Origin of the sequence: Flavobacterium sp. EDS (assembly GCF_020991525.1) — a bacterium.
GTDB lineage: Bacteria > Bacteroidota > Bacteroidia > Flavobacteriales > Flavobacteriaceae > Flavobacterium.
Map to the genome: position 1 here is coordinate 122,473 of NZ_JAJMOZ010000006.1, position 18,975 is coordinate 141,447.

At 30.4% G+C, this 18,975-nt stretch carries 16 protein-coding genes and 2 pseudogenes; 11 read left to right on the forward strand and 7 right to left on the reverse strand.

Annotation, left to right across the window (positions count from 1 at the left end):
• Nucleotides 1-105 precede the first annotated feature (105 nt).
• The 6 genes from LPB87_RS10730 (at nucleotide 106) to LPB87_RS10755 (ending at nucleotide 5,301) form a co-directional block, all read left to right on the forward strand.
• The gene (locus LPB87_RS10730; RefSeq protein WP_230727890.1) at nucleotides 106-1,164 is read left to right on the forward strand and encodes an acyl-CoA reductase; all 1,059 of its coding nucleotides are present in this window, start codon (nucleotides 106-108) and stop codon (nucleotides 1,162-1,164) included.
• A 96-nt stretch (nucleotides 1,165-1,260) separates the two neighbouring features.
• On the forward strand, nucleotides 1,261-2,331 hold the full coding sequence (gene serC, locus LPB87_RS10735; RefSeq protein WP_230727891.1) for a 3-phosphoserine/phosphohydroxythreonine transaminase: 1,071 nt from the start codon (nucleotides 1,261-1,263) through the stop codon (nucleotides 2,329-2,331).
• A gap of 262 nt (nucleotides 2,332-2,593) precedes the next feature.
• Complete coding sequence (locus LPB87_RS10740) at nucleotides 2,594-3,544, forward strand: D-2-hydroxyacid dehydrogenase (RefSeq protein ID WP_129537798.1); 951 nt, start codon at nucleotides 2,594-2,596, stop codon at nucleotides 3,542-3,544.
• Between the two features lie 102 nt (nucleotides 3,545-3,646).
• Nucleotides 3,647-4,204, forward strand: coding sequence for a DUF937 domain-containing protein (locus tag LPB87_RS10745; RefSeq protein WP_230727892.1), 558 nt, complete (start codon nucleotides 3,647-3,649; stop codon nucleotides 4,202-4,204).
• 330 nt (nucleotides 4,205-4,534) lie between these two features.
• A complete protein-coding gene (locus LPB87_RS10750) occupies nucleotides 4,535-4,966 on the forward strand; it encodes a DUF6146 family protein (protein WP_129537796.1) in 432 nt (143 codons plus the stop codon).
• Between the two features lie 32 nt (nucleotides 4,967-4,998).
• Complete coding sequence (locus LPB87_RS10755; protein ID WP_129537795.1) at nucleotides 4,999-5,301, forward strand: DUF6787 family protein; 303 nt, start codon at nucleotides 4,999-5,001, stop codon at nucleotides 5,299-5,301.
• Here the strand turns inward: LPB87_RS10755 and LPB87_RS10760 are convergent.
• Complete coding sequence (locus tag LPB87_RS10760; protein ID WP_129537794.1) at nucleotides 5,291-5,605, reverse strand: hypothetical protein; 315 nt, start codon at nucleotides 5,603-5,605, stop codon at nucleotides 5,291-5,293. The genes LPB87_RS10755 and LPB87_RS10760 overlap by 11 nt on opposite strands.
• A 349-nt stretch (nucleotides 5,606-5,954) precedes the next feature.
• On the opposite strand from LPB87_RS10760, the pseudogene LPB87_RS10765 reads away from it, so the two are divergent.
• The 3 genes and pseudogenes from LPB87_RS10765 to LPB87_RS10775 all read left to right on the forward strand — a co-directional run.
• A pseudogene (locus LPB87_RS10765) lies at nucleotides 5,955-6,107 on the forward strand (ATP-binding cassette domain-containing protein); the annotation flags it as partial.
• A gap of 219 nt (nucleotides 6,108-6,326) precedes the next feature.
• A pseudogene (locus LPB87_RS10770) lies at nucleotides 6,327-6,773 on the forward strand (ABC transporter ATP-binding protein); the annotation flags it as partial.
• Nucleotides 6,774-6,886: 113 nt separating this feature from the next.
• Nucleotides 6,887-7,651 (forward strand): TIGR02757 family protein, encoded by a 765-nt coding sequence (locus LPB87_RS10775; protein WP_230727893.1) that lies wholly within the window; start codon nucleotides 6,887-6,889, stop codon nucleotides 7,649-7,651.
• Between the two features lie 68 nt (nucleotides 7,652-7,719).
• Here the strand turns inward: LPB87_RS10775 and LPB87_RS10780 are convergent, their stop codons facing one another.
• The 5 genes from LPB87_RS10780 to LPB87_RS10800 all read right to left on the reverse strand — a co-directional run bounded on the left by LPB87_RS10780 (nucleotide 7,720) and on the right by LPB87_RS10800 (nucleotide 13,675).
• Complete coding sequence (locus tag LPB87_RS10780) at nucleotides 7,720-9,189, reverse strand: serine hydrolase domain-containing protein (protein WP_230727894.1); 1,470 nt, start codon at nucleotides 9,187-9,189, stop codon at nucleotides 7,720-7,722.
• A 156-nt stretch (nucleotides 9,190-9,345) separates the two neighbouring features.
• The gene (locus LPB87_RS10785) at nucleotides 9,346-10,485 is read right to left on the reverse strand and encodes an AraC family transcriptional regulator (RefSeq protein WP_230727895.1); all 1,140 of its coding nucleotides are present in this window, start codon (nucleotides 10,483-10,485) and stop codon (nucleotides 9,346-9,348) included.
• Nucleotides 10,486-10,508: 23 nt separating this feature from the next.
• Nucleotides 10,509-10,955: a hypothetical protein gene (locus LPB87_RS10790; protein ID WP_230727896.1), complete on the reverse strand. Its 447-nt coding sequence runs from the start codon at nucleotides 10,953-10,955 to the stop codon at nucleotides 10,509-10,511.
• An 83-nt stretch (nucleotides 10,956-11,038) separates the two neighbouring features.
• A complete protein-coding gene (locus tag LPB87_RS10795) occupies nucleotides 11,039-12,484 on the reverse strand; it encodes a hypothetical protein (RefSeq protein ID WP_230727897.1) in 1,446 nt (481 codons plus the stop codon).
• Nucleotides 12,485-13,675 carry a hypothetical protein gene (locus LPB87_RS10800; RefSeq protein ID WP_129537786.1) on the reverse strand — a complete coding sequence of 397 codons (1,191 nt, stop codon included), beginning with the start codon at nucleotides 13,673-13,675 and terminating at the stop codon, nucleotides 12,485-12,487. It abuts the gene before it with no gap.
• Between the two features lie 445 nt (nucleotides 13,676-14,120).
• Here LPB87_RS10800 and LPB87_RS10805 point away from each other — a divergent pair, with 445 nt between their 5' ends.
• Complete coding sequence (locus LPB87_RS10805) at nucleotides 14,121-15,473, forward strand: DEAD/DEAH box helicase (RefSeq protein ID WP_129537785.1); 1,353 nt, start codon at nucleotides 14,121-14,123, stop codon at nucleotides 15,471-15,473.
• A 195-nt stretch (nucleotides 15,474-15,668) separates the two neighbouring features.
• Here the strand turns inward: LPB87_RS10805 and LPB87_RS10810 are convergent, their stop codons facing one another.
• Entirely contained in the window at nucleotides 15,669-16,778 is a 1,110-nt protein-coding gene (locus tag LPB87_RS10810; RefSeq protein WP_230727898.1) for a lactonase family protein, read from the reverse strand.
• Nucleotides 16,779-16,961: 183 nt separating this feature from the next.
• Here LPB87_RS10810 and LPB87_RS10815 point away from each other — a divergent pair, with 183 nt between their 5' ends.
• Complete coding sequence (locus tag LPB87_RS10815) at nucleotides 16,962-18,890, forward strand: BatA and WFA domain-containing protein (protein ID WP_230727899.1); 1,929 nt, start codon at nucleotides 16,962-16,964, stop codon at nucleotides 18,888-18,890.
• Nucleotides 18,891-18,975: the final 85 nt, after the last annotated feature.

The following is an 18,975-nucleotide window of genomic DNA, read 5'->3' on the forward strand; positions in this document are numbered from 1 at the left end:
TTACAAGTTTAGAAATAATAAGATTTTATTCTGCTTTGTCTTATAACTTATATAGCTTATTTTTGTGCAAAATTACAATCAAAACTATTCATATACAAATTACTTATGTTACAAAACGAAAAAAAACAATCTTTTATAGAACTCCGCAAGTTTTTAAGTCAATTTTCTGAAAATGATTGTAAAAAAGACAATAATGTTCTAAGTAATGACTTGTTTTTTGATGATTTCATAAAGCTGATTGAACTATCTCAATCACATAATGGCTGGTACACGCCTGAACAAGTTTATTTTGCTATTCAATCTTGGGCTCAAGCATTGACAGAAGAAAACATAAATACTTGGCTTTCTGCATATGATATAAACATTAAAGACCCTAAGAATATAGCTCTAATATTAGCAGGAAACATTCCATTAGTTGGGTTTCATGATTTTTTATGTGTTTTAATTACAGGACATAGCGTACTTATAAAAACCTCTTCAAATGATCAGCATTTACTCCCTTTTATAGCTAAATACCTTATTGCGATTAATCCAGATTTTGCTAATAATATTACTTTCGTAGATGGGAAATTAGAAAATTTTGATGCTGTAATTGCTACAGGTAGCAATAATACAGCACGTTATTTTGAATACTATTTTAAAGACAAACCTTCAATTATACGAAAAAGCAGAAACTCTATTGCTGTACTAAACGGAAAAGAATCCAAAGAACAACTTATTGCCTTAGGCGAAGATATCTTCAGATATTTTGGTTTAGGATGCCGAAATGTTTCTAAGCTTTTTGTTCCTGAAGGCTATAAATTTGATGCTTTTTTTGAAGCAATTTTTGAATATCAGGATGTTATACATTATGAAAAATATGCTAACAATTACGACTACAACAAGGCCGTTTTCCTGATGAGCAACTTCAAATTACTAGACAATGGCTTTCTTACTCTAAAAGAAGACACAAGCCATGCCTCTCCTATTTCGAGTGTTTTTTATGAAAATTACGAAAATATAGAGGATTTAAAACAACGTTTACAAGCTGAAAACGAGCAAATTCAATGCATCGTAAGTAATAATTTAATAGAAAAAAGTATTCCATTTGGAAAAACACAGACTCCTGAGCTCTGGGATTATGCAGACAACGTAGATACTATATCGTTTTTGTTAATAACATAAGTTAAAATCTTAGAATTATTGCGAATAATTTAACGATTTTTTGACTCCTATTCCCGAAATTTGCGTTTCTAAAAAATATTGGAACTTAACTACACCATGAAAAAACACAACTACAGCGCAGGACCAAGTATCTTACCTCAAGAAGTTTTTGAGAAAGCATCAAAAGCTATTTTAAATTTTAATGATTCAGGACTATCTATTTTAGAAATTTCACACCGAAGTAAAGATTTCGTTGCTGTTATGGAAGAAGCTCGTTCCCTTGCTTTAGAATTATTAGGACTTCAAGGAAAAGGGTATCAAGCCTTATTTCTACAAGGTGGTGCAAGCACAGCATTCTTAATGGCTCCTTATAATTTAATGAGAGAAAACGGTAAAGCAGCCTATTTAGATTCAGGAACTTGGGCGGCAGCAGCTATAAAAGAAGCAAAACTTTTTGGAGAAACTATTACTGTAGCTTCATCTAAAGAAGAAAATTACAACAATATTCCAAAAGGTTACGAAATACCTGCCGATGCAGATTATTTTCACTGTACAAGTAACAACACCATTTTTGGAACTCAGATGAAAGATTTCCCAGTAACAAATGTACCAGTAGTTTGTGACATGAGTTCTGATATCTTTTCTCGTAATTTAGATTATTCTAAATTTGATTTAATTTATGCTGGAGCTCAAAAAAATATGGGACCTGCAGGAACTACTCTAGTGGTTATTAAAGAAGAAATTCTTGGTAAAAACGGAAGAACAATTCCTAGTATGCTAGATTATACAAAACATATCAAAGCAGAAAGTATGTATAATACTCCTCCTGTTTTTGCAGTGTACGTTTCATTATTGACATTACAATGGATTAAAGAAAAAGGTGGTGTTGCAGCAGTTGAAAAACTAAACGATGCGAAAGCTGCTTTACTTTACGCAGAAATTGATAGAAACCCTTTATTTAAAGGTGCAGCAGCAGTTGAAGATCGTTCTAAAATGAATGTTACTTTCTTATTAAACAATCCTGACCATACAGCTACATTTGATGCCATGTGGAAAGAAGCTAATATTTCTGGTTTACCAGGTCATCGTTCAGTTGGTGGGTACAGAGCATCTATTTATAATGCAATGCCAATAGAAAGCGTTCAGGTATTGGTAGATGTAATGAAAGCTTTAGAGTCTAAAATTTAATAGGTTATTCGGTTAATTGTTTAATCGAAATTCCTATTGAATCTGGAAACCCTAGCCTGATAGAAGTAAAAATCCTTTTTTATTTTTTCTTTAAAAACAAAAAAGATTACTTCACTAAAACATTTATTTTAATCGGAGTTCAGTGAACTTGGTTTGGAACGAATAGCGGGAATGGCTACTAAACAAAAAAGAAAAAATCATAATAGATTGGTTCATCGATTAAAAAGTTAAACGATTAATCAATAAAAAAAATAAACACACAATGAAAGTATTAGCAAATGACGGAATTTCTAAAAGTGGAATTCTTGCTTTAGAAAAAGGTGGATTTGAAGTTATAACTACAAAAGTAGCACAAGAACAAGTTGCTAATTTTGTAAACGAAAACAATGTAGATGTTGTTTTGGTGCGTAGCGCAACCAAAGTACGTAAAGATATTATCGATGCTTGCCCAGGATTAAAAATAATTGGTCGCGGTGGTGTTGGTATGGACAATATTGATGTTGACTATGCAAAAAGCAAAGGAATTCATGTAATTAACACTCCAGCTTCATCATCTGAATCTGTGGCTGAATTAGTTTTTGGACACTTATTTAATGGAGTTCGTTTTTTACACGATTCAAACAGAAATATGCCTCTTGAAGGTGATACAAACTTTGACGGTTTGAAAAAAGCATACGCTAACGGTACTGAATTAAGAGGTAAAACTCTTGGTATTGTTGGTATTGGCCGTATTGGTCAAGCTACAGCAAAAATGGCATTAGGATTAGGAATGAAAGTTATCGCTGCAGATAGCTTTATCCCTAAAGTAGATGTTAAAGTTGAATTCTTTGACGGTCAATCAATAACTACAACTATTGTTTCACAATCATTAGAATCTTTATTTAAAGAAGCTGATTTCATTACATTACACGTTCCTGCTCAAGATGGTTACATCATCGGAGAGAAAGAATTAGCAATCATGAAAGATGGTGTTGGTATTGTAAACTGCGCTCGTGGTGGTGTTATCGATGAAGTTGCTTTGGTAAAAGCATTAGATAGCGGAAAAGTATCTTTTGCTGGATTAGATGTGTTTGAAAGCGAACCAAAACCAGAAATGGCTATTTTAATGCATACAAAAATCTCATTGACTCCACATATTGGTGCTGCAACTGGAGAAGCACAAGACAGAATTGGGACAGAATTAGCGCAACAAATCATTACTTTGTTAAGCTAATCAATTATAATTAAATTACTTAAAAGGGATTTATTAACATCGTTTAATAAATCCCTTTATTTTTTTTATTAAATTTGAGTTCTAATCTAAATCCTAAAATTCATGTTTGAGCAATTAACACAATTAGTACAACAGTACGGAGGTAGTTCTGTTGTAAACAATGCTGCTATACCAAATGAACAAAATGAAGCAGTACTGAATGAAACAAGTAGTTCTATACTTTCTGGGTTACAAAAAATAGCATCTGAAGGCGGTGTTGAACAACTTGCAGGATTATTTCAAGGAAACTCCCCTATTGACAATTCAAATCCTGTTGTTCAACAACTAACGCAACAGCTAACAGGAAATCTTGGTGAAAAATTTGGATTAAGCACAGAAGCGTCAAGCAATGTAGCAAGTAGCATGATTCCTCAAATTTTAGGTTCTCTTGTAGGAAAAGCAAAAGATCCTAACGATAGTAGTTTTCAAATATCAGACATTATTAATGCTATTTCAGGAAATGGAGGTCAGGCATCTGGAATAATGGAAACTATTAATAAATACGGAATGCAATTTGGCTTAGATCAGAATGCTGATGGAAAAGTAGATATTAGTGATGCAATGGCCGCAACCAAAAGTGGCGGTATCGGAGGATTATTAGGTAAACTATTCGGAAAATAGGTTTCTTAAAAAAAAACTAAGGTTCTGAGAAACTAAGGTTATAAGTTAAAAAAAATAATCAAAAGCTGTTTGCATAAATGCAAACAGCTTTTTTTTTGTGTATTTCTTGAAATTTTTCATCCTTATTAAAGACGAGATATAATGCGACTATTGCAAAAAAAATTATGTCTCTGAATATTCTAGACGCACTGCGGTGCGTCTCTACAGAAAACCTTTGAACCTTAAATACCTCAGTATCTTCCTAAAAACCTCAGTAGCCCCTCATAAAAACTGTTAAATAAAAAAAGCCTTCACTGATTTTTTGTAATTTTATATTTCATCATTCAGGCCATGAAAAACAGCATTTACATATTTCTTATTTTGTTTGTTATTACGGCATGCTCTACTCAAAAGACAAACGTTGCAATTTCTAAGAAACCAGCTACTTCTGTAAATGACACTGTTCGTATTGCAAATGACGAATTAGAATACGAAGTAATAATAATCGACAGTGGATTTAGCACCTGGTTAGCTACAATGGCATTACCTCGAAATTATTATTCACAATCATATCTGGAAAATAAAAACCGCCAATATGTACAAGAATGGAATAGCAGAGTTTTACAACCACAACGTTACAATCCCAATCTATATGAAATGAGAATCGATTATGACCCAACTATTAATTATGGATACGAAGTAAATTACTTAATCTATAATTACATGATCTATTTTCAAAATACTTACAAACAAAAGCTAGCAGGATATGTCCCTTCAAGATAATGTTGCTATATTTGTGATCATTATAAATAAAAATGAATAAATTAAAACAACGTTGGGGAATTACTTCTAATTTTCAACTCACCATCATATTTATTGTATTTGCTATAACCGGTTCTACTTCGGCTTGGTTGTCTCATCCCTTTTGCGTTTGGTTAGGAATCACAAAAGAAGATTTCGGGTTTTGGTTCACACTTATTCGATTAATAATCATTTTCCCTATTTATCAGGTACTACTTGTCGCAATTGGAGCTATTTTTGGTCAATTCCGTTTCTTTTGGAACTTTGAGAAAAAAATGCTCAAAAATATGGGATTGGGATTTCTATTTAAAGAATAAGGTCTTTATCTATATTCTTATCTTTCCTTTGAATAAAATAAGTATAAAACCAAGTCAAGGTAAACGACGGAATTACATCTGTAAACGGAATAATTTCTTCAACAAAAGTTAATATACCAGCCACTTTTCCTACACGCCCTTTGTACATATAGGTCATTAAGAAACCTGCCAAGGGAGCCCAAACAACATCGGAGAACTCTCCTAAAAAAGGAATTGTAAAGGAAAGCATTCCTATACCATCAAAAAGTAATCCTAACAAAAGCTTCTTTATCTTCTCGTCTTTTACAAGCGTTTTTTCATCCATTTTAATACATATTAAAAGCTGAGTTACTATCAAATATAATTCATTTTAAACTAGTAACTAATATATTTTTCTAAGTAAACTCATTAATTCTATATCCATTAATCAAATTCCGTTCCTAAAATTTTACTCGATACAGAGTTAGCATTATTATACATCTCACTTTTTACAATTCACTTTTCACAATATCATTTCATGTAATTAGATTTTACAAATAAATGTTCCTAAAATTCTGTTATAACACATTTTTATATCCGTAGAATCTTTGTTACTTTGTAAAAACAGTTTCATAATGATACAAGCAAAAAATATACATAAATTCTACGATCAACTTGAGGTTTTAAAAGGAGTTGATTTGCATATTAAAAAAGGAGAAATTGTTTCGATCGTTGGTGCTTCTGGAGCAGGAAAAACAACCCTTTTGCAAATTTTAGGAACACTCGATAAACCTGAAATAAATACAGATTCGTCTCTGATTATAAACGGAGAAAATGTATTAAAATTACAAGATGTAGAAACTGACAATTCTAAACAAGAAAAAATTTTCAAATGGGTTTCCTGGATAGGTTGTATTTATACTTTATGCTTACTTGTTTTTTTATTTTTCTTCAAGCTTACAATATTTGACGATACCTTTAGATACATTATCATTGCAGCTTTATTACTGCCTCTTTTTGTACTAGCGATTTATATGAATCGTTATTTTAAAAAGAAAAACAAACAAGACAAGATATTATCCAATTTCCGAAATTTAAATCTTGGTTTTATTTTTCAATTTCACCAACTATTACCTGAATTTACCGCTTTAGAAAACGTTTGTATCCCCGCATTTATGGCAAACAAACCAAAAGGCGAAACCGAAAATGAGGCTAAAAGAATCTTAGAATATTTAGGTTTATCACACAGAATAAATCATAAACCTAGCGAACTTTCAGGCGGAGAACAACAGCGTGTTGCCGTTGCAAGAGCCTTAATTAATAAACCAGATGTTATTTTTGCTGATGAACCTTCAGGAAATCTAGATACTCATTCTGCAGAAAACTTACATCAATTGTTTTTTCAACTTCGTGATGAATTCGGACAAACCTTTGTTATCGTAACCCACAACGAAGAACTAGCCAATATGGCCGACAGAAAGCTCGTAATGGTAGATGGCTTAATTAGTAATTAGGAGCCTCTTCCTGCTATCCACTTGTATCTTTTTGTTTTTAAAGAAAAAACCAAAAAGGATACCGTTTCTATCAGGGCTAGACTTTATATATTTCAAGAACTTTTATTTAAATCATGACCCAAACAGAACTCAAAGATTTTCTAGACGAAAAAGTCATTCAATACAACAATCAAGATTTTATTGATAGTGATCCTGTACAGATTCCACATTTATTTTCACAAAAAGAAGATATCGAAATTGCTGGATTCCTTAGTGCTACAATCGCTTGGGGAAATCGCAAAATGATCATTAAAAACTCACATCAAATGATGGAATTAATGGGAAACACTCCTTACGATTTTATCATGAGCCATAATGATGAAGATATAGCAAGACTAGAGAACTTTGTACATCGCACTTTTAATGGAAAAGACTTTGGCAGTTTTATTAAAGGATTGCAACACATTTATAAAAATCATGGCGGACTTGAAGCTGTCTTCTCCAAAAATCAAGAAGAAGATAGTTTACAGAAAAGCATTCACGAATTCAAAAAAGCTTTCTTTGAAATAGAACATCTGCAAAGATCACAAAAGCACATTTCGGATCCATTAAACAATTCGGCAGCCAAACGTATTAATATGTACTTACGCTGGATGGTCCGTCAAGACAATAAAGGAGTTGATTTAGGTATCTGGAAAAACATTTCGCCTGCTAAACTTTCTTGCCCTCTTGATGTACATTCCGGAAACGTAGCTCGAAAATTAGAGCTCCTTTCGCGAAAGCAAAATGATGGTAAAGCATTAGCTGAACTTGATTTAAATCTTCGCAAAATGGATCCTCTAGATCCTGTAAAATATGATTTTGCATTATTTGGATTAGGCGTTTTTGAAGGCTTTTAATCATTTTAACTTTAACTAATAATCCCTTAAACAATTGATTTGTTTAAGGGATTATTAGTTCACGGTAATTATTTTACTTTATCGGTTAGTTCAACTTTAGTACTCAACTTATCTCTAGTTAAGATTACAGAACTTAATTTCCCATCGCTGAAATCAAATTTCAACAAGTTTGGATAATCTATAATTTTAAATAATCCATTTTTAAGATATACCAACTCATTATCATTTTTTCCTTTAAAATGATCTAATAATGGAGATTCAACATACAGACGATTATTCTTTTCTACAATTTTGGTTTTCACTCCCTGCGCATAAAGGAAATCATCATAAGTTCCTATTAGTTTTTGTTTTAAGCTTGAAGGCATTTCCTGAATTTCATCATTAACCGTTTTTCCATTCCAATCCATCAAGGTCAGAAGCTTTTTCTGAGTCTGTCCCATCACAGGAAAACGATTCGGTTTTTCGCCATTGGTTAAAAATACAAAACCGTTTCCATCTGTCATTGTAGCAAAAACACTGCCTCCTACTCCTGTATTTGAGCCATTACATATAAACCAATCATAGTTATTATAACCAAAGGACTTTTGCCATCCATAACTCCACCCGCCAACAGCATCTTTTAAAGCGGTTACTTCAGTTACTTTTTTTGCAACATTATGTGAAATCACTTTATTGTTTTTATTACGTAAGGCATTTTGCATCTCGATAGCAATTTTAGCTAAATCTGTAGGTGTAGACCACATTCCTGATGCTCCAACTTGCGGTGTGATTGGCAAACCTGTTCTAATAACCTTTCCATTTTCATCATGAACGAGTGCTACATTTACAGGAAATCCTTTTTCATTAGGCTGTATCATTGTAGTATTTTTCAACCCAAGAGGTGAGAAAATATATGCCGCAGCAAGTTCTGCCATAGATTTATTAAAAGTATCTTCTAATGCCATCTGAACAATTACATAACCACCACCACTATATGCCCAACCCGTTCCTGGCGTAAACAAGAAATCAATTTCTTTATCATATCTCGGAATCTTTCCTAAAAGACTTTCTTTTATTGTCGGGATTGTATCACCTTCATAGTGATCAGCGAATCCACTTTGAGTTGTACCAGCCGTATGGTTAAGAAATTGTCTCCAGGTTGGGCTGTTATTTTCAATAAACTTACTTTTTGGCAAATGCCAGCGTTTTAGATAACCATCTATAGGATCATCTAAATTAATCAATCCTTTTTCTTCGAGCATAAAACAAAGAAGCGCTGTAATTGGTTTTGAAATTGAAGCTGTAGAAAAAGCAGTGTTTTGATCCATTCTCTCTTTTGAATCTATTGATTTTACACCAAATTGATTTGAGTAGACTATCTTGTAATTTTCGAAAACAACAACACTAAATCCTGCCAGTTTATTTTTTTCTAGTTGTTTATCGATATTTAAACTGTCTGTAAGAAAGCTATAATCTCTTTCTTTTGATACTACTTTTTTGCTTGTTTGAGCACTTGCGACTGTTACTATAAGAAGTAATAAATAGATAATGTTTTTCATTGTATCGTAATTTTTAAGGTTAAGAATTTATTTCGATACAAAGATGCGGGAGAAGTTAAACCTACGCGACCGAGTAAAAATATTCGAACGCATTTATTAAGAAAAACTAGTACGAATATTTAAAAACACTCGTACGAGTAATCACAAACTACTATCTTACATAGCTTTACGATAATCTGTAGGAGTAAAACCGGTATGTTTTTTAAAAGCAGTATTAAAAGAAGATTTTGAATTAAAACCTACATCATAAAGAATTTCTAAAATTGTTAGCTTACTTTTTGTAACATCTTTTAAAATCCCCATAGCACTTTCTATACGATAGGTATTAATGAAATCATAAAAATGTTGCTCTAACTTATGATTAATTAAAAGCGAGAGCTCTCTGACAGGAATTGCAATACCTTTAGATACATCCTGAATTGTTAAGGAAGGATCTAGAAATGGCTTTTCTTCAGCCATATACTGCTGTAATTTTAATAAATCTTCATTATATTCTTTTTCACTTACAACTAGTTGCTCCTTATTTTTTTCTTCTAAAACAATTTCCGAAACCAGTTTTAATCTTGAATCAATATTTCTAAATAAACCAGGATTATTTAATGCTTTAAATAAATACCAACAAATAATAAATAACTGAAATACGAGGAGCCCAATTTTTATCCATTCAGAGATATAGGGATAATCCGAAAACTTGAAGATATTTTTAAAAAGAGCAACCGAATACAAAATAGTTAGTACAACCGTAAACTGAAACAACCAATTATAAGAACTAATACTTGTACCTGCACAATTTTCGAGGTATAGTTTTTTTGCTTTTCTTAATACCATAAAAACAGCAATGATATATACAACTAACTGAACATGTATAAGAATATGATTGAACTGTATTTCAACCACATTTTGATAATTTTTAATAAAATTAATTTTAGAAGCAACATCTACTGCATAAAAACGAGGTATCAAAATTACATTTGCTATTACAAATGGAAGCAGATGTAATAAGTGTTTAGGTTTTAGCTTAAAATCAGAGTAACAAACAGACAATACATATAGATAAAAAACAGGAATTTGCAAGAAAGCAAATAAACCTCTTAACATTCCGAAATTTGAAGGTTTATCAACCATTAAATTAAATAAAGTTTGACTGGTATCTATTGCTGTTAATAATAAAAAAGTAGCAAACAGATAATTACTTATCTTATTCTTTGTTTTAACTATTACCAGAAAAAATGCAAGAAATAATGAAATGAACAGAGAGATTACAATCACAATTATTAATAAATTAATCTTTTCCATTTAGTTATTTTCTTTTGTTATTACTACAGTTCATGTTTATTGATTTTTTTTCTAAATATATAAAATTGAAATATTATAAATAGTAAGTAAGCCAAAGGAAAACCAATCCACCAGACCACAACAAAAGAATTATAAGGATATAAATCAATTAGAATATAAATCACAGCAATTAAGGGTATGGCTATAAAAGTTAATGATGATAAGAAATTATTGGCTCGAATGGTCTTTTGTAAATTCAGAAAGAAAGCTGTTGAAAAAACAATCATTACAATAGAATATGCTAATATGTAATATAAATTAAAGAGTGTAAATAAGAAATCTAAAATGATTTCAAACAAATTCCCATTGTTTGATTTTAATTGTGTAAAAGCCAATACATAATAAATTAAGAATAATATAGCAGTCAATAAAAAGTTTAGTAACCAAAATTTAAAAATGTATTTTTTCATGTTTTTTTTTATCCAATCCATTTTAGTCAATAGTTATACTACTATAGATTAATTATAAGTCCAACTAAATTCCCAATCTTTTCCAGTATGTTATATCCGTTTTTCTATTTATCCAAATATTCTTTTCCATCTAAATCCAACCATCCCTTTTGCCCATTTGGCAATTCAAAACGGGCATAATTATCTTGAAATTTTTCTATTTTTTTATACTTAATCTCTCTTACAATTGGGAAGTAGGTATAAAAACCATTTTTTTCGATTATATATATATCTTGATTAATTCTTGCAATCGAATCTAAGTTTTTAGGCAATTCATCATTAATCTTTTTAACTTCTTCACTAGGATTTTCATTTAACAAGTAATCAAGAATATTTAAACTATATTTTCCATTTTTTAACTTTAACCATATCAAAAATGGTCTTTTTTTCAAGTATCCACTTTCTGTTTTTAGTGTTATATAAATATCACCTTCAGCATGATACTCAATATCTTCAATTTCAGAAGTATGATAAAGTTCTGATTTATAATAACCTCCAAAACTAACAGGTTTATATTCATGAGTTTTTAGCTCGTTAAAATCTCCTGAAATGTAAAATTTTTGATTTTCTTTAAATATTTTAAATTCAACTTTGTTATCCGGAAATTGAAATGATAGATTAACGCTAAAAGGTCCATCACCTCGTTTATATTCTTCCCCTAATAAGTTAATTTTTTTTAAAGTATTATGCTGTATAATCTGTGCATTAGGGAATTTTTTTTCTAATTTAATCGATTGGACATTGGAAAGAGTAAGTCTGTCAAATTTATAATTATAAATTTTGATTTTCTCCCCACTATAGCCAACTATAAAATGGTGATTAAAATTAATCGAGTCAAAAGAAGTCTTTAAGATGTTTTTATTATATAAATTTTTAAAAAATACTTTTTTGTTTTTTAGAGTATCAACTTTATAATATTTACTCAAATTAGAAAAATATCCAGTATAGATATCAATCGCTTTTTGAGTTTTTAATTGAACTACTTGATACATATTGAATTCATCTCTATAATGATTTAATAAAAATTTAAATCCTGATTCTGTTGGTATTATATAATCTCCTCTTGATTCTAATAATATTATTTTTTTATTTTTGCCAAAATCTAAAATTAAATATGGGTAAAACTCTCCATTAAGAAAATAAAGATCTTTGTTGAATTTATAAAATTCACTAGAGCCGTCTTGATTGTGAGTTGAAATATATTTGTATTTATCGTATTTTTTTAATTTATAAGAATCTATTTCGTTATTGAAAACAAGATCTTTTTTATTTTTAATATCCTGAAAATCAGATTCTGAAATTTCATTCAATTTAGCTTCAATTTCCAGTTTGAAATTTTTATTATCAAAATCATAATTAATCTTAAACTCATAATATTTATTACTTTTTTTTATTATGATGCCTGCATTTCTACTGATTAATTGTAGTTCACCTTTGGTAACTTTATAATTTTTCTGTCCAAAACAAAAAAATGAAACTAAAAAAAATAATAGATAGAAGATTTGTTTCATTTATAAGCCCTGTTTATTAATTACTTCCATTATACGGTTAATTACTATTTTTTCTCTATAAATAGATGTCGATATATATCTTGTTTCAGTTTCTATTTTGTTCACTACCTTATTCTCTTCCCAATCCAAAACATAAATTACCATTTGAGGAATTTGTTTATTTTCTTTGTCATTTGTATTTCTCAGACTTTCAATACATATTGGTTTTGAATTTTGAAAGTAAATAATTTTAGTATAAGGAATTTCACTATTTTGATTATACTGTACATATACAATTTTATAAATTTCTTTTTTCTTTTTATATATCGTTATTGTATTTTTATCAGATGTTATTGTTTTTGGGTCATATGGTTCTTTAAAACATTTCTTTTTTAATGTTTTAATATCATTGATTTCTTTAATCAACCTATCAATATTCTTAATTTGACTATCATCATATAAAATAACTTGCTTAGATCCTTCGTCATATATTACATAACGAAATTCACCGTTGACTTTTAACAAAGCCTTAAACGATGACTTATATTGATCTGATTTCATCAAATATAATAGCTCATAATCTTTGATTTGGTTTTCAGCCATACAAAAAGCAATGATATCTGAATCTTCTTTTAAGTCAGTTTGTTTGCATCTATTCATCAAATGAGTGAGACTAGTATTGTCAAAATTTCTAATTTCTGAATAATTAGCAACAATTAAATTACGATATTCTATATTTTGTTTATCGTTTTCAATACTTCCTGTGCTCTTTAAAAGAAGAAAACCGTCATCAAATTTATGATAGTAATATAAACCAAAATCTTTGTTTGGCTCAGAGTCTCCAAAGCAGTCACCGTAACCAGTAATCTTATCAATATAAAAGCAAATGTAGTTTTCATCTATGATTTTATATTTACCTAAAATTCTAGTAAAACAACCACTTCCGCACTTAGCACTATAACCACACACAAAGGTTTGATTGGCATTTAACGTTATATAGTTTCTATAATTATCAGATCTATCAAGTGTTTGCTGAGATAATGAATATTCTGTTATATCAGGATTAACTATCAATTGGCTTATTCCCCAAGTCCCCTGTAAACTAACTATAGAAGAATTATGAGTTATTAAATCAAACCCTAAATAATTACTCAGTTTTTGCGCAAAACAAATATTTGAAAGAAATAAGAACAATATCAATAAGTTTCTCATAATCTTCTTTTGTTTTTTTTTAAGATATTATAGATAAATTCCTAAAATTCCTTCTGATTTCATTCTTCCAAAAATATTCAAAAAAAAATATAAATCATCAAAAGGTGCTTTTTATTTTTTTAATACATTTCGTACTTATATTAGTATCAATATTACTAAAAATTAAGGCTGAATAAATATGAAAAAGCAATACTTTAAAATAGATATCTTTCTATTAATCACAAGCTTTTTATTTTGGCACTACTAATAAGAATTCAATTTAAATCTTCGCAAAATGAATGCTTTAATCCTAACAAAATACGATTTAGAATTGTTAGAATTAAGTATTTAGCAACATATTAAACTCTGAATATTAACTTGTTATACATTTAAATTATCAGATGATTCCAAGAATTTAGTAAACTAACCGCTATTTTAACGTACCTTTGCACAAAATTTAATGCAAATGAGCACTTTCGAGACATTTAATCTTCCTAAATCCGTACAAAAAGCAATTGATGAATTAGGCTTTGTTACACCTACTCCTATTCAAGAAAAATCTTTTTCTGTAATTATGTCCGGTCGTGATATGATGGGAATTGCACAAACCGGTACAGGTAAAACATTTGCCTATTTATTGCCTTTATTAAAACTATATAAATTTACTCCAACCAATACTCCAAAAATTGTAATCCTTGTTCCAACACGTGAATTGGTTGTTCAGGTTGTTGAAGAAGTAGAGAAATTAACCAAATACATGTCGGTTAAAACATTGGGTATTTTTGGTGGTGTCAATATTAATACACAAAAGAAAGCCGTTTACGAAGGAATCGATATCTTGGTGGGAACACCAGGAAGAACAATGGATTTAGCATTAGATGCAGTAGTTCGTTTTGATGAAACTCAAAAACTAGTTATTGATGAGTTTGACGAAATGCTTAATTTAGGTTTCCGTACGCAATTAACAGCGCTTTTGGCAATGATGAAAACCAAACGTCAAAATATTTTATTCTCTGCAACAATGACCGATGAGGTTGATGCCGTTTTGAATGACTTTTTTGATTTCCCAGAAGAAGTTACCCTTGCAGCATCTGGAACACCATTAGAAAACATTGAACAAATTACCTACAATGTTCCTAATTTTAATACCAAAGTAAACTTACTGAAACATTTATTACAAAACAACGAAGACATGAGTCGCGTTTTGGTTTTTGTAAATAACAAAAAGATTTCAGATATGCTTCACGATCGTATCGAAGAAGACTTCGAAGGACAGTTTGGTGTAATTCACTCTAATAAATCACAAAATTACCGTTTGAGTACGATGGCTGCTTTCCAGGAAGGAACGCTACGCGGACTTATAACTACCGATATTATGGCGAGAGGTTTGGATATTTCCAATATTACTCACGTTATCAACTTTGAACTTCCTGAGTTTCCAGAATTATACATGCACAGAATTGGTAGAACCGGTCGTGCCGACGCAACTGGTACTGCAATAAGCTTTATTACTCCTCGTGAAGAAGAATTTAAAGTAGAAGTGGAAGTCTTAATGAATAGAGAACTTGACATTGCTGATTTCCCTGAAGAAGTAGAAGTTTCGATAAAATTAATTGAACCTGAGAAAGACAGACAGCCTATTAAGTTTTTGATGAAAAAACAAAAGCTAGATGGAGATGGAGCTTTTCATGATAAAGCCAAAAAGAATAAAAAAGTCAATTTGGGAGGTCCTTCTAAAACTAAAAAGAAAACGCACGGATCTGTTAACAGAAACATGCTAAAAACAAGAGATAAGAAAAGAAAAGATAAGAATAAATAAGTCTTTTTAGGTTCAAAGATTCAGAGTTACAAAGGCTCAAAGATTAGCTACTAAACTGCTGAGATTCTAAGTAAACAAAAAGGCTCAAAGATGTAGAATTAAGTTAATAACTTGAAACTTTACATCTTTGAGCCTTTTATATTTTACGCACAAGACAGAGAAACCTTTGTGACTCTGAACCTTTGAACCTTTAAATTAATTTTTCGTAAACACCAAACATACTGGCGCGCACAACTCAATTCTCTTTCCGGTATCAGTAAGTTTACCTGTAGCTTTGTCTCTTTTAAAAACCACAATATTATTTGTGTATTGATGCCCTACTAAAAGGAAATTCCCTGTAGGATCGATAGAAAAATCTCTTGGTCCTTTTCCTAACGTACTTACTTGCTCTTGCAATTCTAAACCACCGCTTTTAAGAATTTTAAAAACTGAGATATTATTAGCATCGACACGATCTGATACATATAAAAACTGGCCATCTGGTGATATTTTTATAGCTGCTGCTCCTGTTCCTCCTTTAAAATCTTTAGGAAGAATACTTGTCTCTGCAATTAATTTTAAATTTCCGTTTTTGTCATAGCTAAAAGTAGTTAGAGTAGCATCTAATTCCTGGATTAAGTACACAAACTTTCCGTCTTTACTGAATGTTAAATGTCTTGGACCACTTCCTGCCTTTACATCTACACTTCCTTTTAGTATCAAAACTTCATCTTTAGATTTTGGATTGTATTTGTATATAAAAACTTTATCAAGACCTAAATCATTTGACAAAACATATTTTTTATCTGGTGAAAAATAAACCATATGCACGTGAGCTCCTTCTTGTCTTTGTGTATTAACTCCTTTTCCTGTATGCTGAATCACTTGTTTTGCTTCCGAAAGACCTTCTGCAGTCTTTTTGAATACCGAAATATTTCCTCCTGAATAATTGGCAGTAATTACATTTTCACCATCATTAATTAAATAACATGGATCTGCCCCCATCGCTTTTTGTTTATTCAAAAAAGTAACTTTACCAGATTTTGGTTCATATCCAAATGTACTTACAGCACTTTCTGCCCCATTTTCGTTAACTGCATAAATAAATTTATTATCGGCAGAAACAGATAAATAACTTGGACTTACTGTACTTTCTGAAGTATTTTTTAATTTAGACTCGCCCGAATTGGTATCGAATTCATACACATAAATTCCTTTGCTATCACAACTATTAGTATACGTTCCTACCAACAGATTAACTTTGTTTTGCGCCTGAATTCCTGTAAAGAATAAAATTAAAAGCAAAACGGCATACGATTTTTTCATTTGTAAAAATTTTATTGAAATGCTAAAATACATAATATCCCCATAATCGTTTAGATTTATTTAGCAGTTCGAAAAAATATAACAACTTCAGTTAAAACTGCCTGTAAATTTGTATTTTTGACAAACGAAAAATTCAATGAGCTCCATTGAAAATAAAATCAGTGAAGTAAACTAAACTTTAGAATGCATTTTAAACATCCCGAAATTTTATACTTTCTGTTCTTATTGATAGTTCCAATTTTGGTTCATTTATTTCAATTACGACGTTTCAAAAAGTCATATTTCACTAATGTTCGACTTTTAGCAAAACTCTCTATTCAAACTCGAAAAAGTTCAAAAATAAAAAAATGGCTATTATTAGCTACTCGCTTATTATTACTTACCTGTCTGATTCTTGCTTTTGCTCAACCATTTTTTACTGCTAAAGACAGCAAAAATGCCAATAACGAAATGTATATTATTCTTGATAATTCATTTAGTATGCAGGCAAAAGGAAAAAAAGGTGAATTACTAAAACGTGCTGTTCAGGAATTACTAGAAAACACTCCAGAGAACGCTTCATTTTCTTTACTTACCAACACTGAAAACTATTGGAACACCGATATAAAATCGGTTCGTAACTCATTACAGAGCCTAAAATACAGTGCCACTCCTTTTGAACTAGATAACATAATAGCAAAGGTTAAGGCTCGTAAATCGGCCTTTAAAAAGGATATCATCATTATTACAGATGCAGTTGGGCTAGATGAAAAACAACTAAAAAATAGTAAGTTCGATGATAATCCTTATTTTATAATATCAAAAGCGGAACAAAAAAACAATGTAGCAATTGACAGTGTTTTCATCAATCAAACTCTAGATAATTTTTACGATATCGGTATTAGTTTATCTGGATACGGTGAGAATTTCAAACCTATTTCGATGTCTTTATTCAATAATGACAAACTAATCGCTAAGACTATTGTAAACTTTGATACTAAAAAGAAAAAAGTCAACTTCACCATTCCAAAACAAGCTTTTCATGGTTATGTTACTATCGAAGATAATGGTTTAGAATACGACAACCGATTGTATTTTAGTATTTCTGAAACTAAGAAAACTAACGTGATCAGTATTGGAGATCCTGCAAAAAGTAATTTTTTATCTCGAATTTATACAGCTGAAGAATTCAATTATCATAATTCTGACATTCGCTCCCTTGATTACAATAGCCTAGATAAGCAAGATGCAATTATTCTGAACGAGTTAGATGAAATCCCACAAGCATTACAAACAACCTTAAGATCATTTGTCTCCAAAGGCGGAAATGTTATTATAATTCCATCAGAGAAAATGGCTGTTTCCAATATGAATACCTTTTTATCAAATTTTGGTAAAATAGAAATGAAGGCTCTTGAAAACAAAGAAAAACTGATTACCAAAATCAACTTTGATCACCCAATATTCTCAGGTGTTTTCGAAAATAAAATCAAGAACTTCCAATATCCAAAAACAAAAAATTCATTTCCAATTACAAGTTCTTATGCATCGGCTTTGTCTTATGAGGATCAAAGTGCTTTTTTAACTTCGATACAAAATCAAGTTTCGGCAGTTTCTATTTTTTCAGCACCTATAAACAATATCAATTCTAATTTTCAGCAATCGCCGCTAATTGTTCCCGTTTTTTATAAAATGGCACAAAACAATCAAAAATCTGGAATAAACGCAATAATCATTGGTAATAATCAGCCTTATTTTGTTGAAGCATTATTATCTAAAGATGCTATATTAGAAGTAAGAGGTGTTGATGAACAATTTATCCCAATCCAACAGATTTTAAATAATAAAGTAAAAATCGTTTTCAACGATTATCCGGAACAAGCTGGTAATTATACCATTTATAATAAAAAAGAAGCACTAGAAAACGTGAGTTTTAATTACAAACGAAGCGAAAGTGATTTGAGTCAGATTAACACAAATCTAATCTCTGATTACAAAACTGCCGATACTATTTCGACCATTTTTAACACCTTGCAAACAGAGCGAACTGACAATGAGATTTGGAAATGGTTTGTTATCTTTGCATTGTTATTTTTAGCATTAGAAATAGCAATTATTAAGTTTGTGAAGTGATTTTTTTACCATTAAGATATTAAGAAAGTTAAGTTTCTTCTTTATTCATGGTTCAAACAAATTAAGCTTTAATGCTTTTAAAACT

What these genes read in the sequence shown, in the direction of transcription:
- LPB87_RS10810 (WP_230727898.1), bottom strand. Translation starts at nt 16,778, where the DNA reads ATGAAAAAATCGTATGCCGTTTTGCTTTTAATTTTATTCTTTACAGGA.
- LPB87_RS10750 (WP_129537796.1), top strand. Translation starts at nt 4,535, where the DNA reads ATGAAAAACAGCATTTACATATTTCTTATTTTGTTTGTTATTACGGCA.
- LPB87_RS10760 (WP_129537794.1), bottom strand. Translation starts at nt 5,605, where the DNA reads ATGGATGAAAAAACGCTTGTAAAAGACGAGAAGATAAAGAAGCTTTTG.
- LPB87_RS10740 (WP_129537798.1), top strand. Translation starts at nt 2,594, where the DNA reads ATGAAAGTATTAGCAAATGACGGAATTTCTAAAAGTGGAATTCTTGCT.
- LPB87_RS10815 (WP_230727899.1), top strand. Translation starts at nt 16,962, where the DNA reads ATGCATTTTAAACATCCCGAAATTTTATACTTTCTGTTCTTATTGATA.
- LPB87_RS10775 (WP_230727893.1), top strand. Translation starts at nt 6,887, where the DNA reads ATGACCCAAACAGAACTCAAAGATTTTCTAGACGAAAAAGTCATTCAA.
- LPB87_RS10795 (WP_230727897.1), bottom strand. Translation starts at nt 12,484, where the DNA reads ATGAAACAAATCTTCTATCTATTATTTTTTTTAGTTTCATTTTTTTGT.
- LPB87_RS10780 (WP_230727894.1), bottom strand. Translation starts at nt 9,189, where the DNA reads ATGAAAAACATTATCTATTTATTACTTCTTATAGTAACAGTCGCAAGT.
- LPB87_RS10755 (WP_129537795.1), top strand. Translation starts at nt 4,999, where the DNA reads ATGAATAAATTAAAACAACGTTGGGGAATTACTTCTAATTTTCAACTC.
- LPB87_RS10745 (WP_230727892.1), top strand. Translation starts at nt 3,647, where the DNA reads ATGTTTGAGCAATTAACACAATTAGTACAACAGTACGGAGGTAGTTCT.
- LPB87_RS10805 (WP_129537785.1), top strand. Translation starts at nt 14,121, where the DNA reads ATGAGCACTTTCGAGACATTTAATCTTCCTAAATCCGTACAAAAAGCA.
- LPB87_RS10730 (WP_230727890.1), top strand. Translation starts at nt 106, where the DNA reads ATGTTACAAAACGAAAAAAAACAATCTTTTATAGAACTCCGCAAGTTT.
- serC (WP_230727891.1), top strand. Translation starts at nt 1,261, where the DNA reads ATGAAAAAACACAACTACAGCGCAGGACCAAGTATCTTACCTCAAGAA.
- LPB87_RS10800 (WP_129537786.1), bottom strand. Translation starts at nt 13,675, where the DNA reads ATGAGAAACTTATTGATATTGTTCTTATTTCTTTCAAATATTTGTTTT.
- LPB87_RS10790 (WP_230727896.1), bottom strand. Translation starts at nt 10,955, where the DNA reads ATGGATTGGATAAAAAAAAACATGAAAAAATACATTTTTAAATTTTGG.
- LPB87_RS10785 (WP_230727895.1), bottom strand. Translation starts at nt 10,485, where the DNA reads ATGGAAAAGATTAATTTATTAATAATTGTGATTGTAATCTCTCTGTTC.